Origin of the sequence: Kitasatospora sp. NPDC127111 (assembly GCF_042677465.1) — a bacterium.
Lineage (GTDB): Bacteria > Actinomycetota > Actinomycetes > Streptomycetales > Streptomycetaceae > Kitasatospora.
This window is the reverse complement of record NZ_JBHXTG010000018.1, coordinates 37,264-59,511: the sequence shown is the minus strand read 5'-3', so window position 1 is coordinate 59,511 and position 22,248 is coordinate 37,264. Positions and strand designations below refer to the sequence as shown.

Annotated in this window: 16 protein-coding genes; 11 read left to right on the top strand and 5 right to left on the bottom strand. The window is 75.0% G+C overall.

The window, feature by feature from the left end:
- The 3 genes from ACFVHB_RS14355 (at window position 1) to ACFVHB_RS14345 (ending at window position 3,578) form a co-directional block, all read left to right on the top strand.
- A complete protein-coding gene (locus tag ACFVHB_RS14355; protein ID WP_380320385.1) occupies window positions 1-1,254 on the top strand; it encodes a PE-PGRS family protein in 1,254 nt (417 codons plus the stop codon).
- A 122-nt stretch (window positions 1,255-1,376) separates the two neighbouring features.
- Window positions 1,377-1,919: a Pycsar system effector family protein gene (locus ACFVHB_RS14350; protein ID WP_380320382.1), complete on the top strand. Its 543-nt coding sequence runs from the start codon at window positions 1,377-1,379 to the stop codon at window positions 1,917-1,919.
- Window positions 1,920-2,702: 783 nt separating this feature from the next.
- A complete protein-coding gene (locus ACFVHB_RS14345; protein ID WP_380320379.1) occupies window positions 2,703-3,578 on the top strand; it encodes a M48 family metalloprotease in 876 nt (291 codons plus the stop codon).
- A gap of 79 nt (window positions 3,579-3,657) precedes the next feature.
- Here ACFVHB_RS14345 and ACFVHB_RS14340 read toward each other — a convergent pair whose 3' ends face one another.
- The gene (locus tag ACFVHB_RS14340; RefSeq protein ID WP_380320376.1) at window positions 3,658-4,167 is read right to left on the bottom strand and encodes a hypothetical protein; all 510 of its coding nucleotides are present in this window, start codon (window positions 4,165-4,167) and stop codon (window positions 3,658-3,660) included.
- Between the two features lie 284 nt (window positions 4,168-4,451).
- Between ACFVHB_RS14340 and ACFVHB_RS14335 the strand changes: the two genes are divergently transcribed.
- Window positions 4,452-5,252 (top strand): excalibur calcium-binding domain-containing protein, encoded by an 801-nt coding sequence (locus tag ACFVHB_RS14335; protein ID WP_380320373.1) that lies wholly within the window; start codon window positions 4,452-4,454, stop codon window positions 5,250-5,252.
- Between the two features lie 82 nt (window positions 5,253-5,334).
- Here the strand turns inward: ACFVHB_RS14335 and ACFVHB_RS14330 are convergent, their stop codons facing one another.
- Complete coding sequence (locus ACFVHB_RS14330) at window positions 5,335-6,681, bottom strand: MFS transporter (protein WP_380320370.1); 1,347 nt, start codon at window positions 6,679-6,681, stop codon at window positions 5,335-5,337.
- 126 nt (window positions 6,682-6,807) lie between these two features.
- On the opposite strand from ACFVHB_RS14330, the gene ACFVHB_RS14325 reads away from it, so the two are divergent.
- Window positions 6,808-7,443, top strand: a complete 636-nt coding sequence (locus tag ACFVHB_RS14325; protein ID WP_380320367.1) for a CGNR zinc finger domain-containing protein — start codon at window positions 6,808-6,810, stop codon at window positions 7,441-7,443.
- A 241-nt stretch (window positions 7,444-7,684) separates the two neighbouring features.
- Here the strand turns inward: ACFVHB_RS14325 and ACFVHB_RS14320 are convergent, their stop codons facing one another.
- Window positions 7,685-8,944, bottom strand: coding sequence for a cytochrome P450 (locus tag ACFVHB_RS14320; RefSeq protein WP_380320514.1), 1,260 nt, complete (start codon window positions 8,942-8,944; stop codon window positions 7,685-7,687).
- A gap of 346 nt (window positions 8,945-9,290) precedes the next feature.
- Complete coding sequence (locus tag ACFVHB_RS14315; RefSeq protein ID WP_380320364.1) at window positions 9,291-12,503, bottom strand: M28 family peptidase; 3,213 nt, start codon at window positions 12,501-12,503, stop codon at window positions 9,291-9,293.
- 315 nt (window positions 12,504-12,818) lie between these two features.
- Here ACFVHB_RS14315 and ACFVHB_RS14310 point away from each other — a divergent pair, with 315 nt between their 5' ends.
- Both ACFVHB_RS14310 and ACFVHB_RS14305 read left to right on the top strand, forming a co-directional pair.
- Window positions 12,819-14,294 carry a helix-turn-helix domain-containing protein gene (locus tag ACFVHB_RS14310; RefSeq protein ID WP_380320361.1) on the top strand — a complete coding sequence of 492 codons (1,476 nt, stop codon included), beginning with the start codon at window positions 12,819-12,821 and terminating at the stop codon, window positions 14,292-14,294.
- 203 nt (window positions 14,295-14,497) lie between these two features.
- Complete coding sequence (locus ACFVHB_RS14305; protein ID WP_380320358.1) at window positions 14,498-14,962, top strand: rhodanese-like domain-containing protein; 465 nt, start codon at window positions 14,498-14,500, stop codon at window positions 14,960-14,962.
- A gap of 96 nt (window positions 14,963-15,058) precedes the next feature.
- Here ACFVHB_RS14305 and ACFVHB_RS14300 read toward each other — a convergent pair whose 3' ends face one another.
- On the bottom strand, window positions 15,059-15,967 hold the full coding sequence (locus ACFVHB_RS14300) for a DUF4344 domain-containing metallopeptidase (RefSeq protein ID WP_380320355.1): 909 nt from the start codon (window positions 15,965-15,967) through the stop codon (window positions 15,059-15,061).
- A 160-nt stretch (window positions 15,968-16,127) separates the two neighbouring features.
- Here ACFVHB_RS14300 and ACFVHB_RS14295 point away from each other — a divergent pair, with 160 nt between their 5' ends.
- From ACFVHB_RS14295 to ACFVHB_RS14280, 4 genes are all read left to right on the top strand, one after another.
- On the top strand, window positions 16,128-16,865 hold the full coding sequence (locus ACFVHB_RS14295; RefSeq protein WP_380320352.1) for an MBL fold metallo-hydrolase: 738 nt from the start codon (window positions 16,128-16,130) through the stop codon (window positions 16,863-16,865).
- A gap of 82 nt (window positions 16,866-16,947) precedes the next feature.
- Window positions 16,948-17,598, top strand: a complete 651-nt coding sequence (locus ACFVHB_RS14290; protein WP_380320349.1) for an MOSC domain-containing protein — start codon at window positions 16,948-16,950, stop codon at window positions 17,596-17,598.
- 507 nt (window positions 17,599-18,105) lie between these two features.
- Window positions 18,106-20,865 carry a class III lanthionine synthetase LanKC gene (gene lanKC / locus ACFVHB_RS14285; protein WP_380320346.1) on the top strand — a complete coding sequence of 920 codons (2,760 nt, stop codon included), beginning with the start codon at window positions 18,106-18,108 and terminating at the stop codon, window positions 20,863-20,865.
- Between the two features lie 451 nt (window positions 20,866-21,316).
- Window positions 21,317-22,192, top strand: coding sequence for a nuclease (locus ACFVHB_RS14280; protein ID WP_380320343.1), 876 nt, complete (start codon window positions 21,317-21,319; stop codon window positions 22,190-22,192).
- The last annotated feature ends 56 nt before the right edge of the window (window positions 22,193-22,248 follow it).

Here is a 22,248-nt window from a genome sequence, read left to right as displayed (position 1 = left end):
ATGGAGAGCAACACCATGATGAGCCAGCCACCGCAGTGGCAGCAGAACGCGAATCGCGGCACGCAGCTGGTCGACCCGGTCGTGACGATCCAGGAGTTGTCCCGCTTCAAGCCGCTGCGCACCACCCGCATCGACTACGCCCTGGTGTTCACGACCGCGCAGGGAGGCCTGGACACCTTCCTCCCACCCCGCCGCCCCAGCCGCACCGAACTGGCCACCAAGCGGTGGACGAGCGTGTACGAGCTGGACATGGGCCTGCACGAGGTGGCCGCCGTCGTCGAACTCCCCAGCAGCAACGAGGCCTTCCTCTTCGACGTGCTGCTGAACTTCAGCTGGCAGGTCGCGGACCCGGCCGCCTTCGTCGCCAGCGGTGAGCGGGACGTGCCGGCGATGGTGCAGCGGATCTGCGACACCCTGATGCGACCGGTGCTGCGCGGGTACGCGATGGAGGACAGCGCCGTCGCCGAGAAGGCGGTGCAGGAGCTGCTCGCGGCGTCCGGCCCGCTCGGTGCGGCGGCCGGACTGCACGTGCGCTGCACCGTCCAGATCCGCCGGGACGAGGCCGCGTTGAACCACGCGCGGGAGCTGCGCGAGCTCGAGTACGCGCGGCAGAAGCTCGACCCGCAGCACGAACTGCGGATGCGGGAGGACGAGTTGGCCGCCGAACGGGCACTCGCCCAAGGGCGCCACCAGCACTGGATCGCGTCGCAGAACCAGGACCTCGGCCACGAACGGCAGCTGGCCCGCGGTCGGCAGGAGCTGGAGCTGCAGGAGATCGAGGTGAAGAAGATCGAGTACTACGCGTACTGGCTGGAGCGCGGCGGGCCGGGGGCGATGGCGTTCCAGCTGGCCCGCCACCCGGAGGACGCGCGGCTGATCATGGAGAACCTCCGTGAGGACCAACTCCGCGCCATGCAGAACCAGTTGCAGGTCGCGATGCAGGCGCTCGGCGGCGGCCCCGGCGGGCTGGAGGAGCACCAGCTGGACGAGCCGCGGCGGTTGGCGGCCAACGTGATCCGCGAGGTCCTGAGCGCGAAGCTCGCCCCGGCGGCCGCGGTCGACCGGCCCGAGGTGGAGGGCACGCCCCACCGGGCGCACGCCGCCGCCGACGGCGCGGACTTCCCGCTCCTGCCGCCGCAGCCCGCTTCCCCCGCCGCCGAGGCCGATCCGGGCACCGGGGGCGGAGGGGCGGAGTCCGCGGACGCCGGACCCGTGTTCGGCTACCGCGTGCCCAACCCGCCGACCGCCCCGTGACGGCCGTGGATCCGGAGCCGGTCGTGACGCCGGCGGCCGTGGGGCCGGGGCCGGTCGTGACGCCGGTGGCCGTGGGGTCGGCGCCGGTCGTGACGCCGGTGGCCGTGGGGCCGGGGCCGGTCGTGACGCCGGTGGGGCCGGGGCCGGACTCGTCGGCCACCGCCCGGGCCGGTGCCACCCGCACGGCCGAGCGGCTCCTCGCCGACCTCCGCCAGGAGACGGCCCGGGCGGACACCAAGGGCTCCGTGCTGGTGGGTGCCCAGGGGATGGCCGCAGCGGCCTTCGTGGGTGTCCTCACCGCGCGCGGCTGGGACCCGGCTGACCTGGCACCCACCGGACGCCTGCTCTGGTGGGCGGGGGTGGGGTGCTTCCTGGGCTCGATGGGCGCCCTGCTCATGGCGGTGATGCCGCGCTACCGGACTCGCGTCTGGCGGCCCGGCATGCCCCTCACCCACTTCGCCGACATCCGCAGCGCGGCCGGCCAGGGTACGGCGGCACTGGAGCAGGCCCTCCACGAAACCGACCGGGCGCCGCTCGCCGCCGCCCTTTCCGCGCTCGCCGAGAACAGCCGGATCGTCGCGGGCAAGTACCGGTGGCTGCGGACGGGCATGGCCTCCTTCACGGCCGCCCTGGTCCTGCTGCCGGCCGCACTCCTCGCCGGCTGATGCCGCCCGCCCGTCCGTGGCATTCCCTCATCCGATCGCTCCGCAACAGAGGTGCCCGTCATGCCCGTCCGCGAGCCGTACCCGCCCCAGCCGCCGAGTGGGGACCACGAGCCGCCGCCCGCGTATCCCGGCGAGCCGGCGTCGCCCCCGGGGGACCTTGCCCCGGCCTATCCGGGCGACTCCGCCCCGGCGTATCCGGGTGACCCTGCCCCGGCCTACCCGGGCGACTCCGCCCCGGCGTATCCCGGCGACGCTGCGCCGGGCCAGCCCGGCCGCCCGATCCCGGCGTATCCCGACGAGCCGCCGGCGTACCCGGGTGGACCGGTGTCGTCGTGGCCGGAGGGTGCGCCGCCGGCGTACCCGGGTGGACCGGAGCCGGCGGCAGAGCCGGGACCGCCGGTGGCCGTCCCGCCGCCGCTGCCGCTTCCGCCGCCGCGACCGATGACCGAGCCGCCGCCGTACCCCGCGCCGCCCGCGGTGACCGCTTCGGGGGCCGTCCCGGAGGGCGCCCCGCCCGCGCACTCCGGGCCGGTACCCGTGCTGCCGGTCCCGCCGCCGCAGGCCGGTCCGCCTCCGCAGCCCGGTCGGGCTGCCCCTGCGGAGCCGTCGCCGCCGCCGGTCCCGGCCGCCCCGGAGCCGCCCCTGCTCCCGCCGGATCCGCCCCGACTGCCGCCCGGGCGAGCGGAGGTACCTTCCCACCAGGACGACCTGGTCCTGCAGTCGGGCCGCAAGCACCTCAAGGCGCGTCAACGGGGTGCGGACGGAGCCGCCGTCCTGCAGCTCGTGGTCACCCTGCCGACGGCGCTGATGAGCCTCGGCGTGGTGGCGGTGGGCGGTTCGGTGGTCAACTCCGTGGTCGGGGCCGTCGTCACGGTGCTCTGGGTACTGTCAGGTGCCCTGGTGTTCCACCGCCCCACGGAAGCGGCGATCGCGCGCCGCCTCCTGGGCATGCGACGCCCCGGACCCGCGGAGGCCGGGCGCCTGGCCGAGGTGTGGGAGGAGGTGGCACGTCGCGCGGGTGTCCGGCCGGGGACCTACGAGCTGTGGATCCAGGAGCGGGAGGAGCTCAACGCCACTGCGACGGCAGGTCACATCGTCGCCGTCACCCGGCACGCGCTGGACCGTCTCCCCAACTCCCAACTGGCCGCGATCCTCGCGCACGAACTGGGCCACCACGTGGGCGGCCACACGTGGGCCGGCCTGCTGGCGGACTGGTACGCCCTCCCGGCCCGGACGGTCCGGCGGTGGACGGTGATCGTCCTCGCCCGACTCGTGAGCTCGTCCGACAAGCGGATCGCCGGCTGCGGCGGTTGCCTGACCCTGGTGGTCGTGGCCTTCTTCCTGGCGGTCGCCGCCGATCTGTGGTGGCTCCTGCTCCCGGCCGCGCTCGCCCCTCTCCTGGTCGCCTGGCTCCACCGCCGCGCCGAATACCGTGCGGACGACTACGCGGTCGGTCTCGGCTTCCACGCCGAGCTGACGGAGGTGCTCGCCGAGGAGCACCGCGCGCGGACCCTCCCCTCCCCTCCTCCGCCGCCCCCGTACGACGGTGCCCCGCAGCCCCCGTCCCCGCCGTCGGCGTCGCGGGCGACGTCCGCCCATGCCGACGTGAAGGCCAGGCTCGACCGTCTCGTGACGGATGCCCGGGTGACCGCCGGATAGCCGTCCCGCGGAGCCCGCCGAGCGGTGCGCTCGGCGGGCCGGGTTCGAGGTGGTCGTGTGCTCGGGTGAGGCCCGGGCGCTACGGGCGGGGGCCGAGGGTGACCTGGAAGCCGAGGCTGCCCATCATCGTGTAGTCGCCGTAGAGGTCGCAGCGGCCGGAGACGAGGATGCCGTTCGGGCAGGCGAGGACCTTCGGCGGCTGGATGCCGTAGCCACGGCGGCGGTCGGCGGCGGGCGTGCCGGGGGAGAGGATGCCGGCGGCCCCCGGGAAGAGGATGGCGGTGCCGTCGGTCCGGTCGCCGTAGGGCGGGGGGAGCGGGGTGCCGGTGTCGTCCTCGGGGACGAAGAACAGGATCCGGAACGAACCACTGGTCTCGTGGCCGAGGCGGAGGTCGAAGGCGGCGTCCCCGGTGACGACGTCGCCGAGCACCTTCACGCCGGAGAAGGAGAGCGGCAGTGAGGTGGGGTCGCCGGATTCGTCGATCTCGGCCATGAGGCGGTGCAGGGCCGGGGCGGTGCCGGACGAGGAGTACTCCCTCAGTGAGATGAGCGCGTCGTCCTGGGCCGGTACTACCTGCTCGTCATCCATGGCGTCTCCTCCGGAACCGCCCTCCCGGTGCGCGGAGGGCCGACGAGGGTCACGGATGCCCGCGGCGGGCGCTCGGGGCACCGGGAGCGGACGGGTGTCCCCCGAACGGCTGCCGACGGGGACCGGGACGGGCCATCGGGGGCCGGTGCCTGGTGCGGCGTCAAGATCCGCTTTCGAACGGGCATCCGGGCCCTCTCGCGCGCTGACCCTTCCTTGTCCGGAGTGTGGTTGAAATGTGATCTATTTCTGCGCGAGCGGTGAGCAGCCGGTGATCTGATGGGCCAATGACCTACGCGTACCCGCCGCCGGCAGCCGCTCCGACCCGCCCGTGGTGGCGTCGACCTGCGACGATCGTCCTCGCCCTGCTCTTCCTGCCGCCGGTCGGCCTGGTCCTGGTGTGGACCTCGCTCTGGCAGCGGCCGGTGAAGGTGGCCGTCAGTGTGATCGGCGGGATCTACTGCCTGATCTGGTTCGGCGCGGTGCTCACGGACCCGAAGCCCGACCGCACCGAGCTCGTCCAGCCGGCCGCGGCCGCCACCTCGTCCGCCGCCGCGGCGCCGGCCCCCGCGGCGCGGACCGCGACCCCGACGGCCGCGCCCACCCCGACGGCGACGCCCACCCCGACGCCCACCCCGACGGCGACGCCCACACAGGCGCCCCCGCAGGCGGCGGCCCCCGCGCCCGCGCCGGCCGGCACGCCGACCGCGTACTACCCGAACTGCACGGCGGCCCGCGCGGCCGGGGTGGCCCCGCTGCACCGGGGTGACCCCGGGTACCGCCCGGACCTGGATGCCGACGGGGACGGCGTCGCCTGCGAGCCCTACGCCGGCACCTCCGGCGGCGGTTCCTCCTCCGGCGGCAGTGCCTCGGGAGGCTCGGTGAGCGGTGGCTCCACCAGCGGCGGTTCGTCGTCCAGCGGCGGTTCGTCCACCAGTGGCGGTTCGTCCACCGGCGGTGGCGGAGCGGCTCCGTACTACGCCAACTGCGCCGCCGCCCGCGCCGCCGGCGCGGCTCCGCTCCACCGCGGCGACGCGGGGTACCGTGCGGGGCTCGACCGCGACAACGACGGCGTGGCCTGCGAGTGACCGCCGCCGCGGAGTGACGGGGTGCCGTCCGAAGGTCGGGCGGCACCCCCGCGGTGTCCGCCTCCGGTGGGAGGCCGCGGCCCTAACGGGAGTGCAGGGTGGACGGGGTGACGGTCCGCAGGAAGGGCACCACCGTCGCCGCGGTGACCACCGCGAAGACCCCGAAGGCCGCCCGCAGGCCGACGAGTTCGGCCAGCAGGCCGACCAGGGCCGCGCCCAGCGGCATGGCGCCGAAGGTGAAGAGCCGGGCCGCCGCGCCGTAGCGGCCGAGCATCTCGTCGGGGACCACCCGTTGAGTGAGGGTGCGGGCGTTGACCGACCAGAGCGTGCCGCCCATGCCGCCGAGGAAGGCGCCGGCCGCCACGGCCCAGACGCTGGTGGTCAGGGCGGGAAGCGCCACCATCGCGGTGGTGCCGACGAGGTCGGCGAACATCGCCCAGCGGACGCCGAGCAGCCGGTTCACCGAGGTCACGGTCACCGTCCCGGCCAGCCCGCCGATTCCCAGTGCGCTGAGCACGATGCCGTACTGCTGCGGCCCGAGCGCCATGGCCTGCCGGGCGTAGAGCGGCATCAGCGCGAGCCAGGCGCCCCAGACGCCGGCGAGCACCGCGACGATCAGCGACAGCGTGCGCAGCACCGCGTCCCGCCAGAGGAACCGCAGGCCCTCGGCGATCCGGCCGGTGACCGAGGCGGGGGCCGCAGCCGGGGCGGACCCGGCCGACCCGGCCGACCTGACGGATCCGGCCGACCCGGCTGAACCGACGGATCCGGCTGGCCCGGCCGACCCGGCTGACCCGGTGGGCGCGGTGGGCCGGAAGCGGCCCACCAGCAGGAGCAGGGAGAGGGCCGCCGCGGCGTAGCAGGCGCTGGTCACCCCGAGTGCCAGGCCGGTCCCGGCGGCCAGCAGCAATCCGCCGACGAAGGGTCCGGCGAACTCCTGTCCGACGGTCTCGGCCCCCACCATCCAGGCGTTGACCCGCTCCCGCCCGGCCGGCGGCACCGCGGCCGGGACGAGGGCGGCCGCGGAGGTGAGGGCCAGCACGTCGGCGGTGCCGAGGACCCCTCCGGCCGCCAGGAGCGGCCCGAGCGTGAGGCCGCCGGTGGCGGCGGAGACGGTGAGCCAGGCCATGGCCGCCAGTCGCACCCCGTTCGCGGCCCAGAGCAGCCGCCGCCGGTCGAAGCGGTCGACCAGCACGCCGATGTGCAGGGCGGTCAGCAGCCAGGGCAGCGTCAGGGTGAGGGAAGCGGCGGTGACCTGGGCGGGGGAGTCGGTGAGCCGGGCCGCGATCAGCGGCAGGGCCGTCTTCAGCACGCCGTCGGCGAGGTTGGTGGCGGCGGTGAAGCCGACCAGGACGGCGGCGTTGCGGCGGGGAGGGTCCGGCTGGTCGCTTCCGTCGGTCGTCGTCCGCTCGCGTGCCACCGTGACCATGGCCTGCCACCCCTAACCGTCTAACGCTTTGACTGGTGAGATCACGATGGCATGCGGGTCGCGAGTCGGCAACCGGTAAAACGCTTGGCCGGTAGAATGGCCGGAGCCGACAGGGAGGTGCCCGTCATGCTGGAGCCGCCGGCCGCAGCCGTCCTGGTGGAGGCGTTCGCCAACACCGTCGACGTGGAGTTGGCGAGCGACGAGATCGCCGATCCGGAGGGGCTGGCCGCCTGGTTGACGGGCCGTGGACTGCTCGCCGCGCCGGACGAGCCCCCCGGCGGTACCCCGGACGAGGCCCCCGGCGAGGCCCCCGACGAGACCGCTGGAAAGCGCCCCGGCCGGGCCCCCGGCGGGATCCCGGCCCGGATCCCCGCCGAAGTCCACGCGGGCTACCTGGCCCTGCGGGCCGGCATCCGCGAGGAGCTGGGCGCCCACGTCGGTGACACCCCCGATCCGGAGCTGCTGGCCGCCGCCGACCGCGTCCTCGCCGGGCACCCGGTGCTGATCACGGCGGGCGGCGCCCTGGTCCCGGCGCCGGGGCTGTCCCCGGAGCGCGGTCCGCTGGCCGCCCTGGCGATCGCCTGGAGCGGACTGGTCGCGACCGGTGACGCCGCCCGCCTCAAGCGTTGCGCGGAGCACACCTGCGGCTGGGCGTTCTGGGACATGTCGAAGAACCGCAGTCGCCGCTGGTGCTCGATGAGGGTGTGCGGCAACCGCAACAAGTCCCGCTCCTACGCCTCCCGGCAGCGCGGGCCCGCGTAGTTCGGCGTGGCCGGCGGTCGAGACCGGCAAGCGCGGGCCGGCCCCGCACGAGGTCAGGATCAGCGACTGGCACGGAGGCCCGACGGGCGGGTCGACGCGGGACGCTCGGCCGGGAACCCCGACCGAGCGTCCGTCCGCGCGCTGACGGGTCCTACGGGATGTTGACGACGTGATGACCGTGAACCGCCGAAGGTCCTTGAGCAGTCCCGATCATCGGACGGTCACTCCGGGCTCCGCCCGGTTACGCCGGTCGGAGCACCGCCGGTGCCGGGCCGTCCGGGCGGACGGTGATGCTGTACGCGGCACCGGCCGGGGTGCTCAGGAACCGCGGGCGGTACGCGGGCAGTAGGAGTTCGAGCAGCGCCGTGGTCTCGCGGACGGCGAACTGGGTGCCCAGGCAGGCGCGGGCGCCCAGACCGAAGGGGTAGTAGGCGCCGAGCTGGGCCGGGCGGGCGCCGGGGGTGGTGAAGCGGGCGGGGTCGAAGCGCTCGGGGTCCGGCCACAGGGCCGGATCGCGGTGGGTGAGGTAGGGGGAGACCAGCAGGTCGGTGCCGGCCTCGATGCGGTGGCCCGCCAGGGTGTCCGCCTCGGCGGCGTGCCGGGGCAGGATCCAGGCCGCCGGGTAGAGCCGGAGGGTCTCGCTGACCAGGGCCTGGAGCGCCTCCCGCCGCTCCGGAGAGCCGTCGGGGCCTGCCGCCAGCGCCCAGTCCCGGGCCTCGGGGTGGCGGTCGAGCAGGAGGAAGAGCCAGGTCAGGGTGGTCGCGGTGGTCTCGTGCCCGGCGACCAGCAGGGTGACCAGCTCGTCCCGGATCAGCGTGTCGGTGTACTCGGGGCGCTCCACGGCGGCGTCCAGCAGCACCCGCAGCAGCCCGTCCCCGTCCGGGCCTCGGCGGGCGGCGTCGATCGCGGCGTGCGCGACGGCGTCGATCCGGGCCAGGTCGGCGGCGACCGCCTCCCGGGCGTCGCCGCCGTCCGCCGGCAGCGTCGGCAGTGCGGCCACCACCCGGGCCACGGAGGCGAGTTCGCCGTCGGTCCGGTCGTCCAGCGGGTGTCCGGTCAGCGCGCGCCAGACGGTGTCCAGGGCGAAGTGCCGCATCTCCTCGCCGACGTCGAACCGCTCGCCGGTGCGCGCGTGGCCGGCCCAGCGGTCGGCGGCGTGCCGGGCGGCCTCGGCGATCCGGTGCTCGTAGCGGCGCATCCCGGTGCCGGTGAACTGGGACTGCAGCATCCGCCGTTGGCGCTTCCAGGCCTCGCCGGTGGCCGAGAGCACGCCCTCGCCGGCCAGCATCCGGGCCCGGTGCGAGCGCTTCACGTAGCGGTCGGGATGACGTCCGAGCACGTGCTGGACGGCCTCCGGGTCGGTGACCACCACGGTCGGCCGCGGCCCGAGCCGGAACGCGGCGACGCCCCCGAGCCGGCGCTGCGCCGTGGCCAGCAGCTCGACCAGGTCGGCCCCCTCGGCCTGCCACTGGGCGACGGCCTCGGCCGGCAGCTCGGGCACCGGCCGGGCGGCCACCTCCCCGGCGGGCGCCTCTGCGGCGGCCGCCTCTCCGGCGGGTGGCGGGACGGGGGCGGGGTGGGCTTCGGTGGCCACGGGGCTCCTCCTCGGTCGGCCGCGGGGGTGCGGGCGCCCCCTGACTGTACGTCAAGGCACGGTCACCGGAACGGCCCAACGCGGCTCCGCCGCCGGTCCCGGAGCGCGGCCCTGCCCCGAGCGCGGCCCTGCCCCCGAAGGGCGGCTGTGCCGGAGGGCGGGCCCTGCCCCCGAGCGCGGCTGTGCCGCGGCTCGTCCCCCTCGACGAAACCGCGGCACAGCCCATCCCGCCCGCCGGAGCGGATCCGTCCGCTCAGATCTGCTGCCAGAGGGCCGGGACGATCGGAGGCTCCCAGCCGACCTGGGCGGTGTGGCCCTGGACGCAGCGGTAGCTGATGCCGTTGTAGGTGACCACGTCACCCGCCTGGTAGGTGGTGCCCGGCGTCCAGGTGCCGCCCGGGTTGCCCGGGTCGGTGCCGACCACCAGCGAGTAGGTGGTGCTGTGGGTGGTCGAGCCGGTGCCGGTCACGGTGAGGGTGTAGGCGCCGGCCGCGGTGCCGGAGCCGACCGAGACGTTGAGCGTCGCGGAGGAGCCGGACTGGACCGAGGACGGGCTGACGGTGGCCGTCACGCCGGCCGGGGCGCCGGTGACGGCGAGGTTCACCGTCTGGGCCGAGCCGGAGGTGGTGGCCGTGGACACGGTGGCGCTGACCGAGCCGCCCGGGGTGGTGGTGCCGGTGGCCGGGTTGACCGCGAGCGAGAAGTCGTTGGTCGGGACCGGGCCGGCGCCGACCGAGGTCTTCCACAGGGTGTACGCGACGCCGTCGGCGCTGCGGTCCAGCGCGGTGGCGTTGATGTTGCTGGCGGTGTCGCACGCCGCGTGGTAGCAGGAGTCGTACGCGCGGCCCGCGGTGCCGCCCCACTTGGCCGCCTGGGACGCGGTCTTGGTGGCGCTGGCGCCGGCCGCGTAGCCGGAGGTGGGGATGCCGGCCTGCTGGAACGAGTAGTCGTCCGAGCGGCCCTGGCCCTCGACGTTCTCCTCGGGCTGCAGGCCCAGGGAGTCCCAGTAGGCCTTCATCGGCGCCGAGGCGGCGGAGGTGAGGTTGTTGACGAAGTAGCCGGCGTTGGGCGAGCCGACCATGTCGAAGTTGTAGTAGCCCTTGATGGCGCTGCGCTGGGCCGAGCCCAGCTGGCCGACGTAGTACTGCGAGCCCTGCAGGCCCTGCTCCTCACCGGTCCACCAGGCGAACCGGACGTGCCGGGTCAGGGTGGGGTTCTGCTGGGCGAGGGCGAGCGCGGTTTCCAGCAGGACGGCGGAGCCGGAGCCGTTGTCGTTGATGCCCGGGCCGGCGCCGACGCCGTCCAGGTGGGCGCCGAACAGGGTGACCTGGTCGGCCGGGCCGCCCGGCCAGTCGGCGATCAGGTTGTTGGACTGGTAGGTGCAGGAGGTGCAGGTCTGCTCGCTGACGGTGAAGCCGGCGGCCTGCAGCCTGCCCTTGACGTAGGCGAGGGACTGGCTGTGTCCGGCGGTGCCGGCCCGCCGGTTGCCGCCGTTCTGCGACGCGATGGTGTTCAGCTGGGCCAGGTGCGCCTGGACGTTGGCCACGCTGATGTCGGGCGCGTTGCCGCCGGGGTTGCCGCCGCCGACCGTCAGCGTGTACTGCGCGGTGTGGGTGGCGGAGCCGGTACCGGTCACGGTGAGGACGTAGGTGCCCGGGGTGGCGGAGGCCGACGCGGAGACGTTCAGCGTCGCGGAGGAGCCGGCCTGCACCGAGGACGGGCTGACCGAGGCGGTGACGCCGGCCGGGGCGCCGGACACGGCCAGGCTGACGGTCTGGGCGGTGCCCGAGGTGACCGTGGTGCTCACCGTGGCGGTGGTGGCGGCGCCGGGCTGGACGGAGCCGGCGGCCGGGCTGAGGGCCAGCGAGTAGTCGTTGGTGCCGGACGGCGTGCAGGTCGGCTCACCGCTCTGGGCGGGCACGCTGATCGCGTCCCAGGCCGCCTTGGCGCGGCTGAACAGGGTGCAGGTGGTGTCGAGGTTCTTGGCGGCGGTCAGGGTGGCGACCCGGTACTTCTTGTGCGTCATGCCGCTGGTCTTGAGCAGCATGCCGCCGTAGAAGATCCGCCCGGCGTCCCTGATGCCGACGCCGGTGACCGTGGAGTTGTTGCAGGTCGGGCTGGAGGGCTTGCCGCCGCCCGGGTTGGAGCCCTCGGAGAGCAGGTAGAACCAGTGGTTGAGCGGCCCGGCCGCGGCGTGCACCTCGGTGTTGGGGATGGACGCCGAGTAGCAGTTCGGGTTGTTGCTCACCAGCGAGGGGTTGTACATGTTGCGGATCGGCCCGCTGCCGACCAGGTTGATCATCTCGCCGACGGTGAAGTCGGGGTTGTCGTACGGCGCCGGCTCGTCGGCGTACGCCTCGGTGAGCGCGCCGAAGATGTCACCGGTGGCCTCGCCGAGGCCGTTCTCGTTGTTGGCGCCGCCCGGTGTGTACTGGTCGAGGCCGTGGCCGAACTCGTGGCCGACCACGTCGATCGAGCCGATCCACTCGTTGGCCTGGTTGTGGCCGATCGAGACCGAGGAGCCGTCCCAGTAGGCGTTGACGTCGTTCAGGCCGACCTTGACCGGCCAGCTGCCGCCGTTGCCGTTGTGGCCGTTGCGGCCCAGCCAGTCGCGGAGCATGTCCCACTCCTTCTGCGCCGCGAACATCACGTCGGCGCAGCCGGTCTCCTTGCTGGTCGGGTTGCCGGTGCCCCAGGAGTCGCTGGACTTGGAGAACACCTGCCCGCTGCTGTAGTCGGCGCAGCTCAGCCCGGGCCGGTTCGGGTCGCGCAGCGAGTACGAGCCGCCGGAGCCGGTGGTGCTGATGGTGACCGGGGCCGGGCCGTTCCACTTGCTGTTGGCGGTACCGGCCTTGACGTCGTCGTAGCTGTCGATCACCTCGCCGGTGCGGGCGTCGACGAAGACGTGCAGCCGGCTCGGCGCCTCGGAGGTGCGGCCGGTGAGCACGGTCTCCCAGGCGAGCCGCCCGGCGCCGTCCTTGACCCGGACGACGAGGCGGCGGGTGTCCACGCCCGCCACGGCGGCCAGCCGGGTGCGGGCGGTCTTCTCCGCGTTGGCGGCGCTGACCAGCGGGGTGGTGGCCAGCGGGGCGACGGCGGTCCCGCCGACCGGGCCGGTGGCGGCCGAGGTGAGGCCGCGGACCTTGCCCTGGCCGTCGGCTATCACGACGGCGTCGCCGCCGACCACCGGCAGGCCGCGGTAGCTGCGCTCGTACGCGACCGAGTACAGCCCGCCGAGCCAGGGGGTGACGGACTGGCGCTCGTAGCTCTCGCCCGGCCCCTTGGCCAGGGCGTCCAGGCCCGCCGCGGCCGCCAGGTCGGCGGCGTCGACGGCGGCGGCCAGTGCGCTCGGCGGTGCCGAGGGGGCCGGGCCCGGGTCCGCGGCGGCCCGGCCGACCGCGGTGGCGGTGAGCATGCCGGCCAGGACGGTCAGGGTGGTGCCCGCCGTCAGTAATCTGCGTTTCATTCCGAGGCTCCTCGAACGTGGGGGTGCTCGACCACGGACGGTGCGCCTGACTGGCGCTCACCTCGGGCCGCGGGGGGACGGCCGGGCGGTCGTCCGCGCTCGGGTGCCGGAACCCTCACATGCCGTCATGCCCCGGTCAACGGCTGCGGCAGGCCGTTCGGGCGGTTGGCAAGTTCTGTCAAGCTGCGGGTTTCGTGAAGAGGTTGAGACCAAAAGGTTGAGACCAGTTGATGCCGAGTCATGTACGGGGGGCTCCCGGTCCAGTAGCGTCCTCGTCATCGGAAGGACCGGGAACGGACTCGGGAGGGCAGCCCCGTGCACCGGAACCACACCGGCGCGGCGCCCGCCGACGCGCCGTCGGGCCGGGCGGCGTCGATTCGGGAGGCGTCGGCGGACGCGCCGTCGGGCCGGGCGGCGTCGATTCGGGAGGCGCCGGCCCAGGAGCCCTGGCGGGTCTTCGGCGCCCGCCTGCGCCACTGGCGCCGCCGGGCCGGCCTCACCCAGGCCCAACTCGGTGCCGAGATCGGCTACGACCACACCGCCGTCAGCAAGCTCGAACACGGCACCCGGCGCACCAGCCCGCGGATCGCCGACCGGCTCGACGACCTGCTCGCCGCCGGCGGCGAGCTGCGCACCGCCTGCCGCCGCGCCGAGGACGGCGAGCCCGACACCCCGGCCGTCCCCGCCGGCTGGGCCCGCCCGCCGCTGCCCGGCCGCCCCGCCGGCCCCGAACCCGCCCTCCCGCCCCTGGCCGGCGGCGAGCCGCCCCGCCGCCTGCCCGACTACGGCCTGCTCTGCCCGCTGCACGGCGCCACCGGCTGCGCCGTCCCCGAACCCACCGAACTCGCCGCCCTGCACGCCGAGTTCTGCACCGCCGACCCCGACACCGCAGCGCCCCTGGACACCGACACCGCCCACGCCCTCACCGGCCTGCTGGCCGCCCGCCTCCGGGCCGGCGAGACGCCCGCCGGCCCCGGCACCGGCATCGTCGAGGAGACCCTGCGCGCCATCCTCGGCCGCCTCGGCCGCACCCGCTCCGCCGCCGCCCGCCGCCCGCTCGCCCGGCTCGCCGCCGAATACGCGCACGCCGCCGGCGGACTGCGGATGCAGCACGGCCGCAACGCCACCGCGATGGCCTGCTTCGACCGCGCGCTCGGCTGGGCCGAACTGGCCGACGACCCGGCCACCCAGGTCGCCGCGCTCAGCGACATGAGCACCCTCGCCCGCCTCGACGGCGACCCCGCCGCCGCCCTCGGCTACGCCCGCGAGATCGCCAACGCCGCCCCCGGCCGGCACTGGGCCGGCGCCATGTCGCAGATCGGCCAGGCCCGCGCGCACGCCCTGGCCGGCGACGTCCGCGCCACCGTCCGGCACATCGGCCGGGCCCGGCTGCACCTCGACCACATCGGCGAGCACGACGAGACCGACGCGCCCTGGCTCACCATCGCCTCCATGCGGCTGCGGGTCGAGTCCGCCGCGGCCGCCGCCCTGCGCGACGCCGCCGCGGCCGTCGACGACCCCCGGCTGGCGCTGCGCGCCGTCGACGCCGCCGACACCGCGCTGCGCCTGCTCGGCCCCGGCCAACTCCCCACCACCCGCATGCTGTTCACCATCCGGATGGCCGACTGCCACCTGTGCGCGCACGACCCGCGGACCGCCGTCGAGCTGCTCGCCCCGCTGCTGGACGAGGCCACCGAACTGCCGGCGCTGGTCCGCCACGAGCTCCGCGGCCTGCGCGGCCGGCTCACCGCCGCCGGGCCGGCGGGCCCCGGGCGGGGGAGGAGCGCCTGACGGGTGCCGCCAGGGCCGGCAGGGCTGGAGAGCCGGAGAGCCGGGGGCTGGAGGGCGGGGGGCCGGGGGCTGGGGGCCGGCGGGGGTTGGCGGGATCTTGACGATCGTAGGCGATCACGCCGCTCGCAGGCCCCGCCCCCGACCGGCGAGGATCGGACCACCGCCGAACAGGGCGGCCCCGGACCACTGTGAGGAGCACCCCGATGACCGCCAGCGCCGTTCTCAGCGTCCCCGCCGCCGACCCCGCCGTCGCCGCCGCCCACTACCTCTCCCGGCTCACCTTCGAGGCCGACGTCTCCGACGTGCACGCCGACCTGGCGGCCGGCGTCCCCGGCGTGGTCGTGGTCGACTCCCGCGGCGACGTCGCCTGGGCGCAGGGCCGGATCCCCGGCGCGGTGCACATCCCCACCGCCCGGATCGCCGAACTGGCACCGCAGCTGATCGACCGCTCGGCCACCGTCGTCACCTACTGCTGGGGCCCCGGCTGCAACGGCGCCACCCGGGCCGCGCTCGAGTTCGCCCGGCTCGGCTACGCGGTCAAGGAGATGCTCGGCGGCTTCGAGTACTGGGCGCGCGAGGGCTTCGCCTACGACACCGACCACGGCACCGAGCAGCGGCCGGTCGACGACCTCACCGCCCCCCGCTCCGGCATCTCCTGCGCCTGCTGAGGCCCGCGGACGGAGCGGTGCCCCGGCGGGCTCCTCCGCCGGGGCACCGTGCGCGTGCCACGACCGTACCGGCCCGCCGCGGCGGCGGGCCGGCCGTCAGACCTTGAGGTACGGGCGCAGCAGCGTGCTCCAGGACTCGTTGATCGACTGGAACTCCGCCGGGCACTGCTGCGCCCGGTCCTCGGGCAGCACGCCGTCCGGGCTCTGCGCGGTCTCGACCACGTCGGCGTACTCGTCCGGGGCCGAGCCGTAGAGCCAGCACACCCAGTTGTAGTAGCGCTGGGCGTCCAGCGAGTGCTGGTCGGCGTAGGCCTCGATCGGCCGCTGCCCCTCTTCCTCGGCCGAGGCCAGCGCGGCCCAGGCGTTGATGGTGCTCACCGCGTACGCCTTGTGCTCCACGTCGTCGGCCAGCAGCAGCATGGCCAGCTGGTCCACGGCGTCCTCCTCGCGGCCGGTGATCGGCAGGTGGTAGAGGTCCACCAGGCCGTGGCCGAGTTCGTGCAGCAGGGTGCCGTTGGTGAAGCCGACGAGGTCCTGCGCGACCGCCTCGGACTGCTCGTCCGGAGTGCCCGTGGTGTTCTGCGCGGCGAACAGCGGATCCAGTTCCTCGATGAGCTCGTAGCAGAGCGTGATGGACTGCGTGTCCGGGTCCCAGTACGCGTTGGCCTCCCCGCAGCTGGCGGCCCGCAGCGGGATGTCCTGCGGCAGGGCGATCCGGGCGGTGGCGTAGTCGGCGACGTCCTCCAGCACCTGGCGGTCCTCCAGGAACGCCTCGGCCTGGCCGTCCGCTTCCGTCTCGCCCGGGTCGTAGGAGACCACCAGCCGCCCGTCACCCTGCGGGTCCTCGGCCACGGCCGCCGGTGCGGCCGCCGGCGCGCTCACCGACGCCGACGCCGATGCCGCCGGCCCGGCCAGGGCGCCGCCCGGCCCGGCGAGGCCTGCTAACACCACCATGGTCGCGGTGACGACGCCCGACCGGCGCCGCGTCCTGTTGGTCCGGGTCATGTGGATCACCTGCCCTGCTCGGCGCTCCCTCTCCCAGCATGGCCCCGGCCCGCGCCGCGCTGCACCCGGAACCCGGGGACGGCCGTCAGCCGTGACCGGACCCGCTCCCCCCGGGGAAAACCGGGCCCGGCCGCGGCCGCCCCCGTGAGAGCATCGGCGGATGCGCCGACTGACGGTACTGGGAACGTGCGGGGCCTGGCCCGAGGCCGGCCGGAGCGCCAGCGGCTTCCTGCTGGAGTACGACGGGTTCCGGCTGGTGCTGGACCTGGGCTACGCGACGCTCCCGCGACTGCTGGAACACCGCCCCGGCGGGGACGTGGACGCGGTGGTGATCACCCACGAGCACCCCGACCACTGCGCCGACCTCAGCGCGCTCTGCCGCGTACGCCACTTCGCGCCGGAGCGCGGCCCCCGGATCCCGCTGTACTGCACCCCCGGGGTGATCGCCCGGGTCCAGGCGATGGAGCCGACCGAGGACCTGCACGACGTCTTCGACCCGCACACCATCCCGGCCGTCCACCGGATCGGCCCGTTCCGGCTGGACGCCGAGCCGCTGCCGCACCACGTCCCGCACGCCGGAGTGCGGCTGACCGCGCCGGGCCTCACCCTCGCCTACAGCGGCGACGCCGGGCCGTCCCCGGCCCTCGCCCGACTGGCCGCCGGAGCCGACCTGTTCGTCGCCGGAGCCACCCTGCAGGGCGACCCGGAGGACGGCGGCGACCCGCACCTGATGAGCGCCGCCGACGCCGGCGCCTGGGCGGCCCGCGCCGGCGCCGCCCGGCTGCTCCTCACCCATTTCTGGCCCGGCAGCGACCGCGCCCGCTCGACCGCGGACGCCCGGACCACCTTCTCCGGCGAGATCCTCCCCGCCGAGGAGGGCATGGTCCTCCCGCTCTGACGACGGACCCGGCGCCCCGGGAGCCGGCATGCGGCCGTAAAAACGCTGGCCCCGGCGGGCGGCGGTCCGTACGGTGGCCGGCATGAAGCTGCTCTCCGTCAACATCGGCAGGCCCCGGCCGAATCCGTGGAAGGAGAGCGGCACGACCGGCATCGACAAGCGGCCGGTCGACGGCCCCGTCGCCGTCTCCGCTCCCGGCCCCAAGGGCACCGGCGAGGTCGGCCTCGCGGGCGACCGCGTCTACGACGTCAAGCACCACGGCGGCGCCGACCAGGCCGTCTACGCCTACGCCCGCGAGGACCTCGACGGCTGGCAGGCCGAGCTCGGCCGCCCGCTCGCCGGCGGCGTCTTCGGGGAGAACCTCACCACCCTCGGCGTCGACGTCAACGGCGCCCTGATCGGCGAGCGGTGGCGCGTCGGACCGGACGTCGTCCTCGAGGTCTCGTGCCCACGCGTCCCGTGCGGCACGTTCCAGGGCTGGCTCGACCGCGAGGGCTGGATCAAGCGGTTCACCCGGGCCGCCCTGCCCGGCGCCTACCTCCGCGTCATCGAACCGGGCCACATCCGTGCCGGCGACCGCATCGACCTCGTGCACCGGCCCGACCACGACGTCACCGTCGCCCTCACCTTCCGCGCCCTGACCCTCGAACCTCACCTCCTCCCGCACCTCCTCGCCGCCGACGCCCTCCCGGCGGAGATCAAGGACCTCGTGCACCGCCGCGCCCGGGGCTGACGGCGGCCGCGCCGGCCGAGCAGTGGCCCACCCCTCGCCGGGCTCGGAAGGCCACGGCTGCCCGATCGGGCAGGGCCGGTGCCTCCGGGCACCGTTCTCCCGGGCCACCGGCGGCCTGCCGGACGGTATGGCCGAAACAGCTTGGCGCGTGCGGCCGGAACAGGCCAGGAAAGCGCGCCGCCGTACGGAACCGGGGGTCGTACGGCCTGCGCCGGGCCCCGCCGTGCGCGGACCGGTGCCGCGGCGGCAGCCGGGAACGTGCGGGCACCCGGCGACGGCCCGCCGGTTTCCGGCCGACGTGGAACGGTGTCAATTCGGACGGAATTCCCCCCGGGGTGCCGCCGCTTAACACGCCGTTATTGTCCCCGCAAGCCTTGAGCCGTTCTCCGGCCGCCGGATATACCTGAGCCACCGCCGGGCCGACCGCCCGGCACCGCGGCAAAACGGCCCGGCAAAACCCGCACGGGCCGTCGAGAACGCGCGAGAACGCGAGGGGGACCCCCGGACATGCGGCCAGCGGACTACGGGCAGTTCTGTGAGACGGACCCGGTCTTCTACGACCGGCCCGGCTCCGACGAGAGCGCGGCCGACCTGTACCCGCCCGCCGTCCGGCCGGTGCCGGCCGGATGGGAGCGCAGCCGGGACACCGTCTGGGTCTACCTGCACCCGGCGGGCACCACGCTGCCGGACCAGGGCTGGAAGGTCCACGTCTCCGGCAGCCTCGACGAGGCCCCCGAAATCATCGAGACCGTCCTGGAATTCTGCCGCACCGAGCGGATCAGCGCGAAATTCCTGGCCGGCCGGGAAATCGTGCTCAAAGCGAACTCGAAGTACGCGCCGCGCGGCTCCAGCGGAAAACTGCTGACCCTCTATCCGCGCGACCAGGACGAACTCCGCCGGCTGCTCGACGGCCTGACCCCGCTGCTCGCCGGCCGGCAGGGCCCCTACATCCTCAGCGACCTGCGGTGGCACGACAGCCTGCTCTACGTGCGCTACGGCGCCTTCCGCCAGCTGTACTGCCTGGACGAGCAGGGCCGCACCGTCCCCGCCCTGCGCGACGCCACCGGCACGCTGGTCCCCGACCTGCGCCGCCCGGTGTTCTCCGTCCCCGAGTGGGTGGAGGTCCCCGACTTCCTCGCCGAGCAGATCGCCGCCCGCGGCCGCCAGGGCGCCCCCGAGGACTTCCCGTACGACATCGAGCGGGCGCTCCACTTCTCCAACGGCGGTGGCGTCTACAAGGCCCGGGACCGCCGCGACGGCCGGGTGGTCGTCCTGCGCGAGGCCCGCCCGCTGGCCGGCCTCGACCAGCACGGCGCGGACGCCGTCCAGCGCCTGCACCGCGAGGGCGACATGCTGCGCCGGCTCGCCGGGCTCGACTTCGTGCCGCGGCTCTTCGAGCACCTGAAGGTGTGGGAACACGAATACCTGGTCGAGGAGTTCATCGAGGGCGAGAAGCTGGAGCGGTACCTCTTCACGGGCCGCCACCCGCTGCTGCGGGCCGAGCCGGACGAGGCCGCACTCGCCGAGTACACCGCGACGGCCCTGGACTTCGCCGAGCAGCTGACCACGATGCTGCGCACCCTGCACGAGCAGCACGGGATCGCCTTCGGCGACCTGCACCCGGGCAACGTGATGGTCCGGCCGGACGGCCGGCTGGCCCTGGTCGACTTCGAGCTCGCCTTCGACCTCGACGGGGGCACCCCGCCCGGGTTCGGGGCGCCGGGCTTCATCTCCCCGGCCGCCCGCACCGGCCGGTCGGTCGACGACTACGCGCTCGCGTGCATGCGGCTCTTCCTCTTCCTCCCGCTGACCTTCCTGATCGAGCTGGACTCCGCGAAGGCCGCCCAGCTCGCCCGGGCCGCCGCTGACCGCTTCGGCCTGCCCGCCGGCTGGGCCGAGGACCTGGTCCGCGACCTGTCCGCGGCCACCGGCGGGACCCTCCCGCCCGGCGCCACGGCGAGCGCGGGTGCCCCCGCGGACAGCGGCACGGGCGCGGGCACCGGCACCGGCATCCACACCGGCACCGGCACCGGCATCCACACCGGCACCGGCACCGGCATCGACAGCGGCATCGGCACCGGCACGGGCGCTGGCATCGACAGCGGCACGGGCGCTGGCCGGGCACCCGTCGTGCCGCACACCGCCGTCGTGCCGTCCACCGCCGCCGGGCCGTCCCCCGCCGTCGACCGGCGCCGCGTGATGGACGACCTCGCGGAGGGCATCCTCGCCGCCGCCACCCCGGAGCGGGCCGACCGCCTCTACCCGGGCGACCCGGAACAGTTCGACCGGGCCGGCGTCGACCTCGCCCACGGTGCCTCGGGCGTGATCCACGCCCTCGCCACCACCGGCTATCCCGTGCCGGAGGAACACGTCGACTGGCTGCTGCGGGCCGCCCGGGACCGGAAGGTGGTCCGCCCCGGCCTCTACGACGGCCTGCACGGCGCCGCCCTCGCGCTCGATCAGGTCGGCCGCGCGGAGGAGGCCCGTGACGTCCTCGACCGCGCCCGCGAACTCACCCGGCACCGGCGCCGACTCGGCGTCTTCGGCGCGGACCTGTCCGGCGGCCTGGCCGGCATCGGCCTCAACCTCCTGCACTTCGCCGACCGCCACGCCGACCCCGCTCTCGCGGAAGAGGCGCTCGCCATCGGCGAGGAGTTCGCCGCGCCCGGCGGCCCGCCGCTGGGCAAGGGCCGGGTCGGCCTGCTGCACGGCGGCTCGGGGGTGGCGCTCTTCCTGGTCCGGCTCCACGAGCACACCGGCGACCCGCGCTGGCTGGACCTCGCCGGGGGAGCCCTGGCCCGCGATCTGGCGAGCTCCCGGCTGGACGAGAAGGGGCTGCTGCTCACCCAGGACAACCAGTCCACGGCGTACCTCGGCTCGGGTTCGGCCGGTGCGGCGATCGCCGTCCGCGCGCTGCTCCGGCACCGCCCCGACGCCCGGCTCGCCGAGGCCGTCGAGCAGCTGGACCGGGCCTGCGCGGCCGAGTTCTTCCTGATGCCCGGTCTCTTCGAGGGCCGCGCGGGCCTGATCTGCTCCCTCGCCGCGGGCGACCACCCGCAGCTGCGGCCCCAGGTCGAGCGGCTCGCCTGGCACCTGGTCCGCCACCGGGACCGGGCCGCCGTGCCCGGCCGGCAGCTCTACCGGCTCTCCACCGACCTGGCCACCGGCTCCGCCGGCGTCCTCCTGGCGCTCCACGCGGCGTCGACCGGGAACGGCGGCACCGCCCTTCCCCTCCTGGACCACCGCGGCACTCCGTCGCCGCGGTGAGCACAGCACCACCGCACAGCACCACCGCACAGCACCACCGCACAGCACCACCACCGTTCCCGCCCGGGCAGCGGTGCCGACCGAGATGCGAAATGAGGTGTGTCATGGCTTTCATCCTCGACCTCCAGGGCCTGCACGAGGAGTCCGAGTCCGTCATCGAGTCGCTCTGGTGCAGCCACTGGTCCTCGCGCGCCTGCATGTGACGCGTGCGGTGACGCACTGACGCGGTGCCCACCCGGTTCGCCGGGCGGGCACCGCGTCCGCGTTCCGGCGCGGTTGCGACGGCATGCGGCGTGCACGAATATTCACGAGAGTGCCCCGCGCGTGACGCCGGGGCCGCCGAGCGCTCCCGGGCCGCCGAGCGCTCCCCCCGCGCCGGACCGGACGTCTGCCGGCACCCACCCCACCCCCGTCCCACCCGGCGACCCCGTTAGGCCATCAGGGAGTCACCATGCCCATGCTGTTGATCAAGGGCTCGTTCCACATCTCCGCCAAGTCCCAGCCGGACGGCGACACCATCGGATTCATTCCCGACTACGTGGGCGAGTGGAAGCTCGTCCACGGCGGCCGACCGCTCCATCCCGGCGCCGACGGCCACATCAACGTGCGGCTGGAGGCCATCGACACCCTGGAGACCCACTACCCCGGTGCCAACGAGCACAACGAGCACCAGCCGCTGACCTACGCCCACGCCGCCGCCGACGAACTGCTCGGCTGGCTCGGCTTCCAGAACATCGAACGCCACGAGGACGAGACCGTCAGCGTCACGCCGGACAGCGTGCCCGGCTACATCCTCACCCGCGGCGGTGACAGCAAGGGCCGCTGCGTCTCCCTGGTGGGCCGCGGCACGCCGCCGGGGGCCAGCGGCTACGAGATCGACGTCGACGAGAAGCTGCTGAAGAAGACCGCCAACTACCACCTGCTGGAGAAGGGCCTGGCCTACCCGACCTACTACAAGGGCTTCCCGGGTGACCTGCGCCGCATCCTGACCGACGCCGTCCACGCGGCGCAGGCCGCGATGCCCCCGGCCAACGGCCTGTGGCCGTACGACGTGACCGTCAGCGGCGCGAAGATCGCCGGAATGCACTCGATCACCAACGACGTGGTGATCCTGCCGAAGCTGTTCCGGCGGCTCAAGGACTACTTCGACCTCGGCAACGACGCCTTGGACTGCCTGCCCTCCTTCCTCGCCGGGGCCGACGACGTCTTCAAGATCCAGGGCGACCGGAAGGAGTACCGCGGCCTGCACCACATCCTGGAGATCACCAACGGGCAGACCCTGCGGCTCACCCACCCGGCGGAGGACCTGACCTTCGACGAGAAGTGACGCGAAGCGGAGCTCGTTTCTCGGGTGCGCCCGGCGGTTAGGAGTCCTAGGGTGAC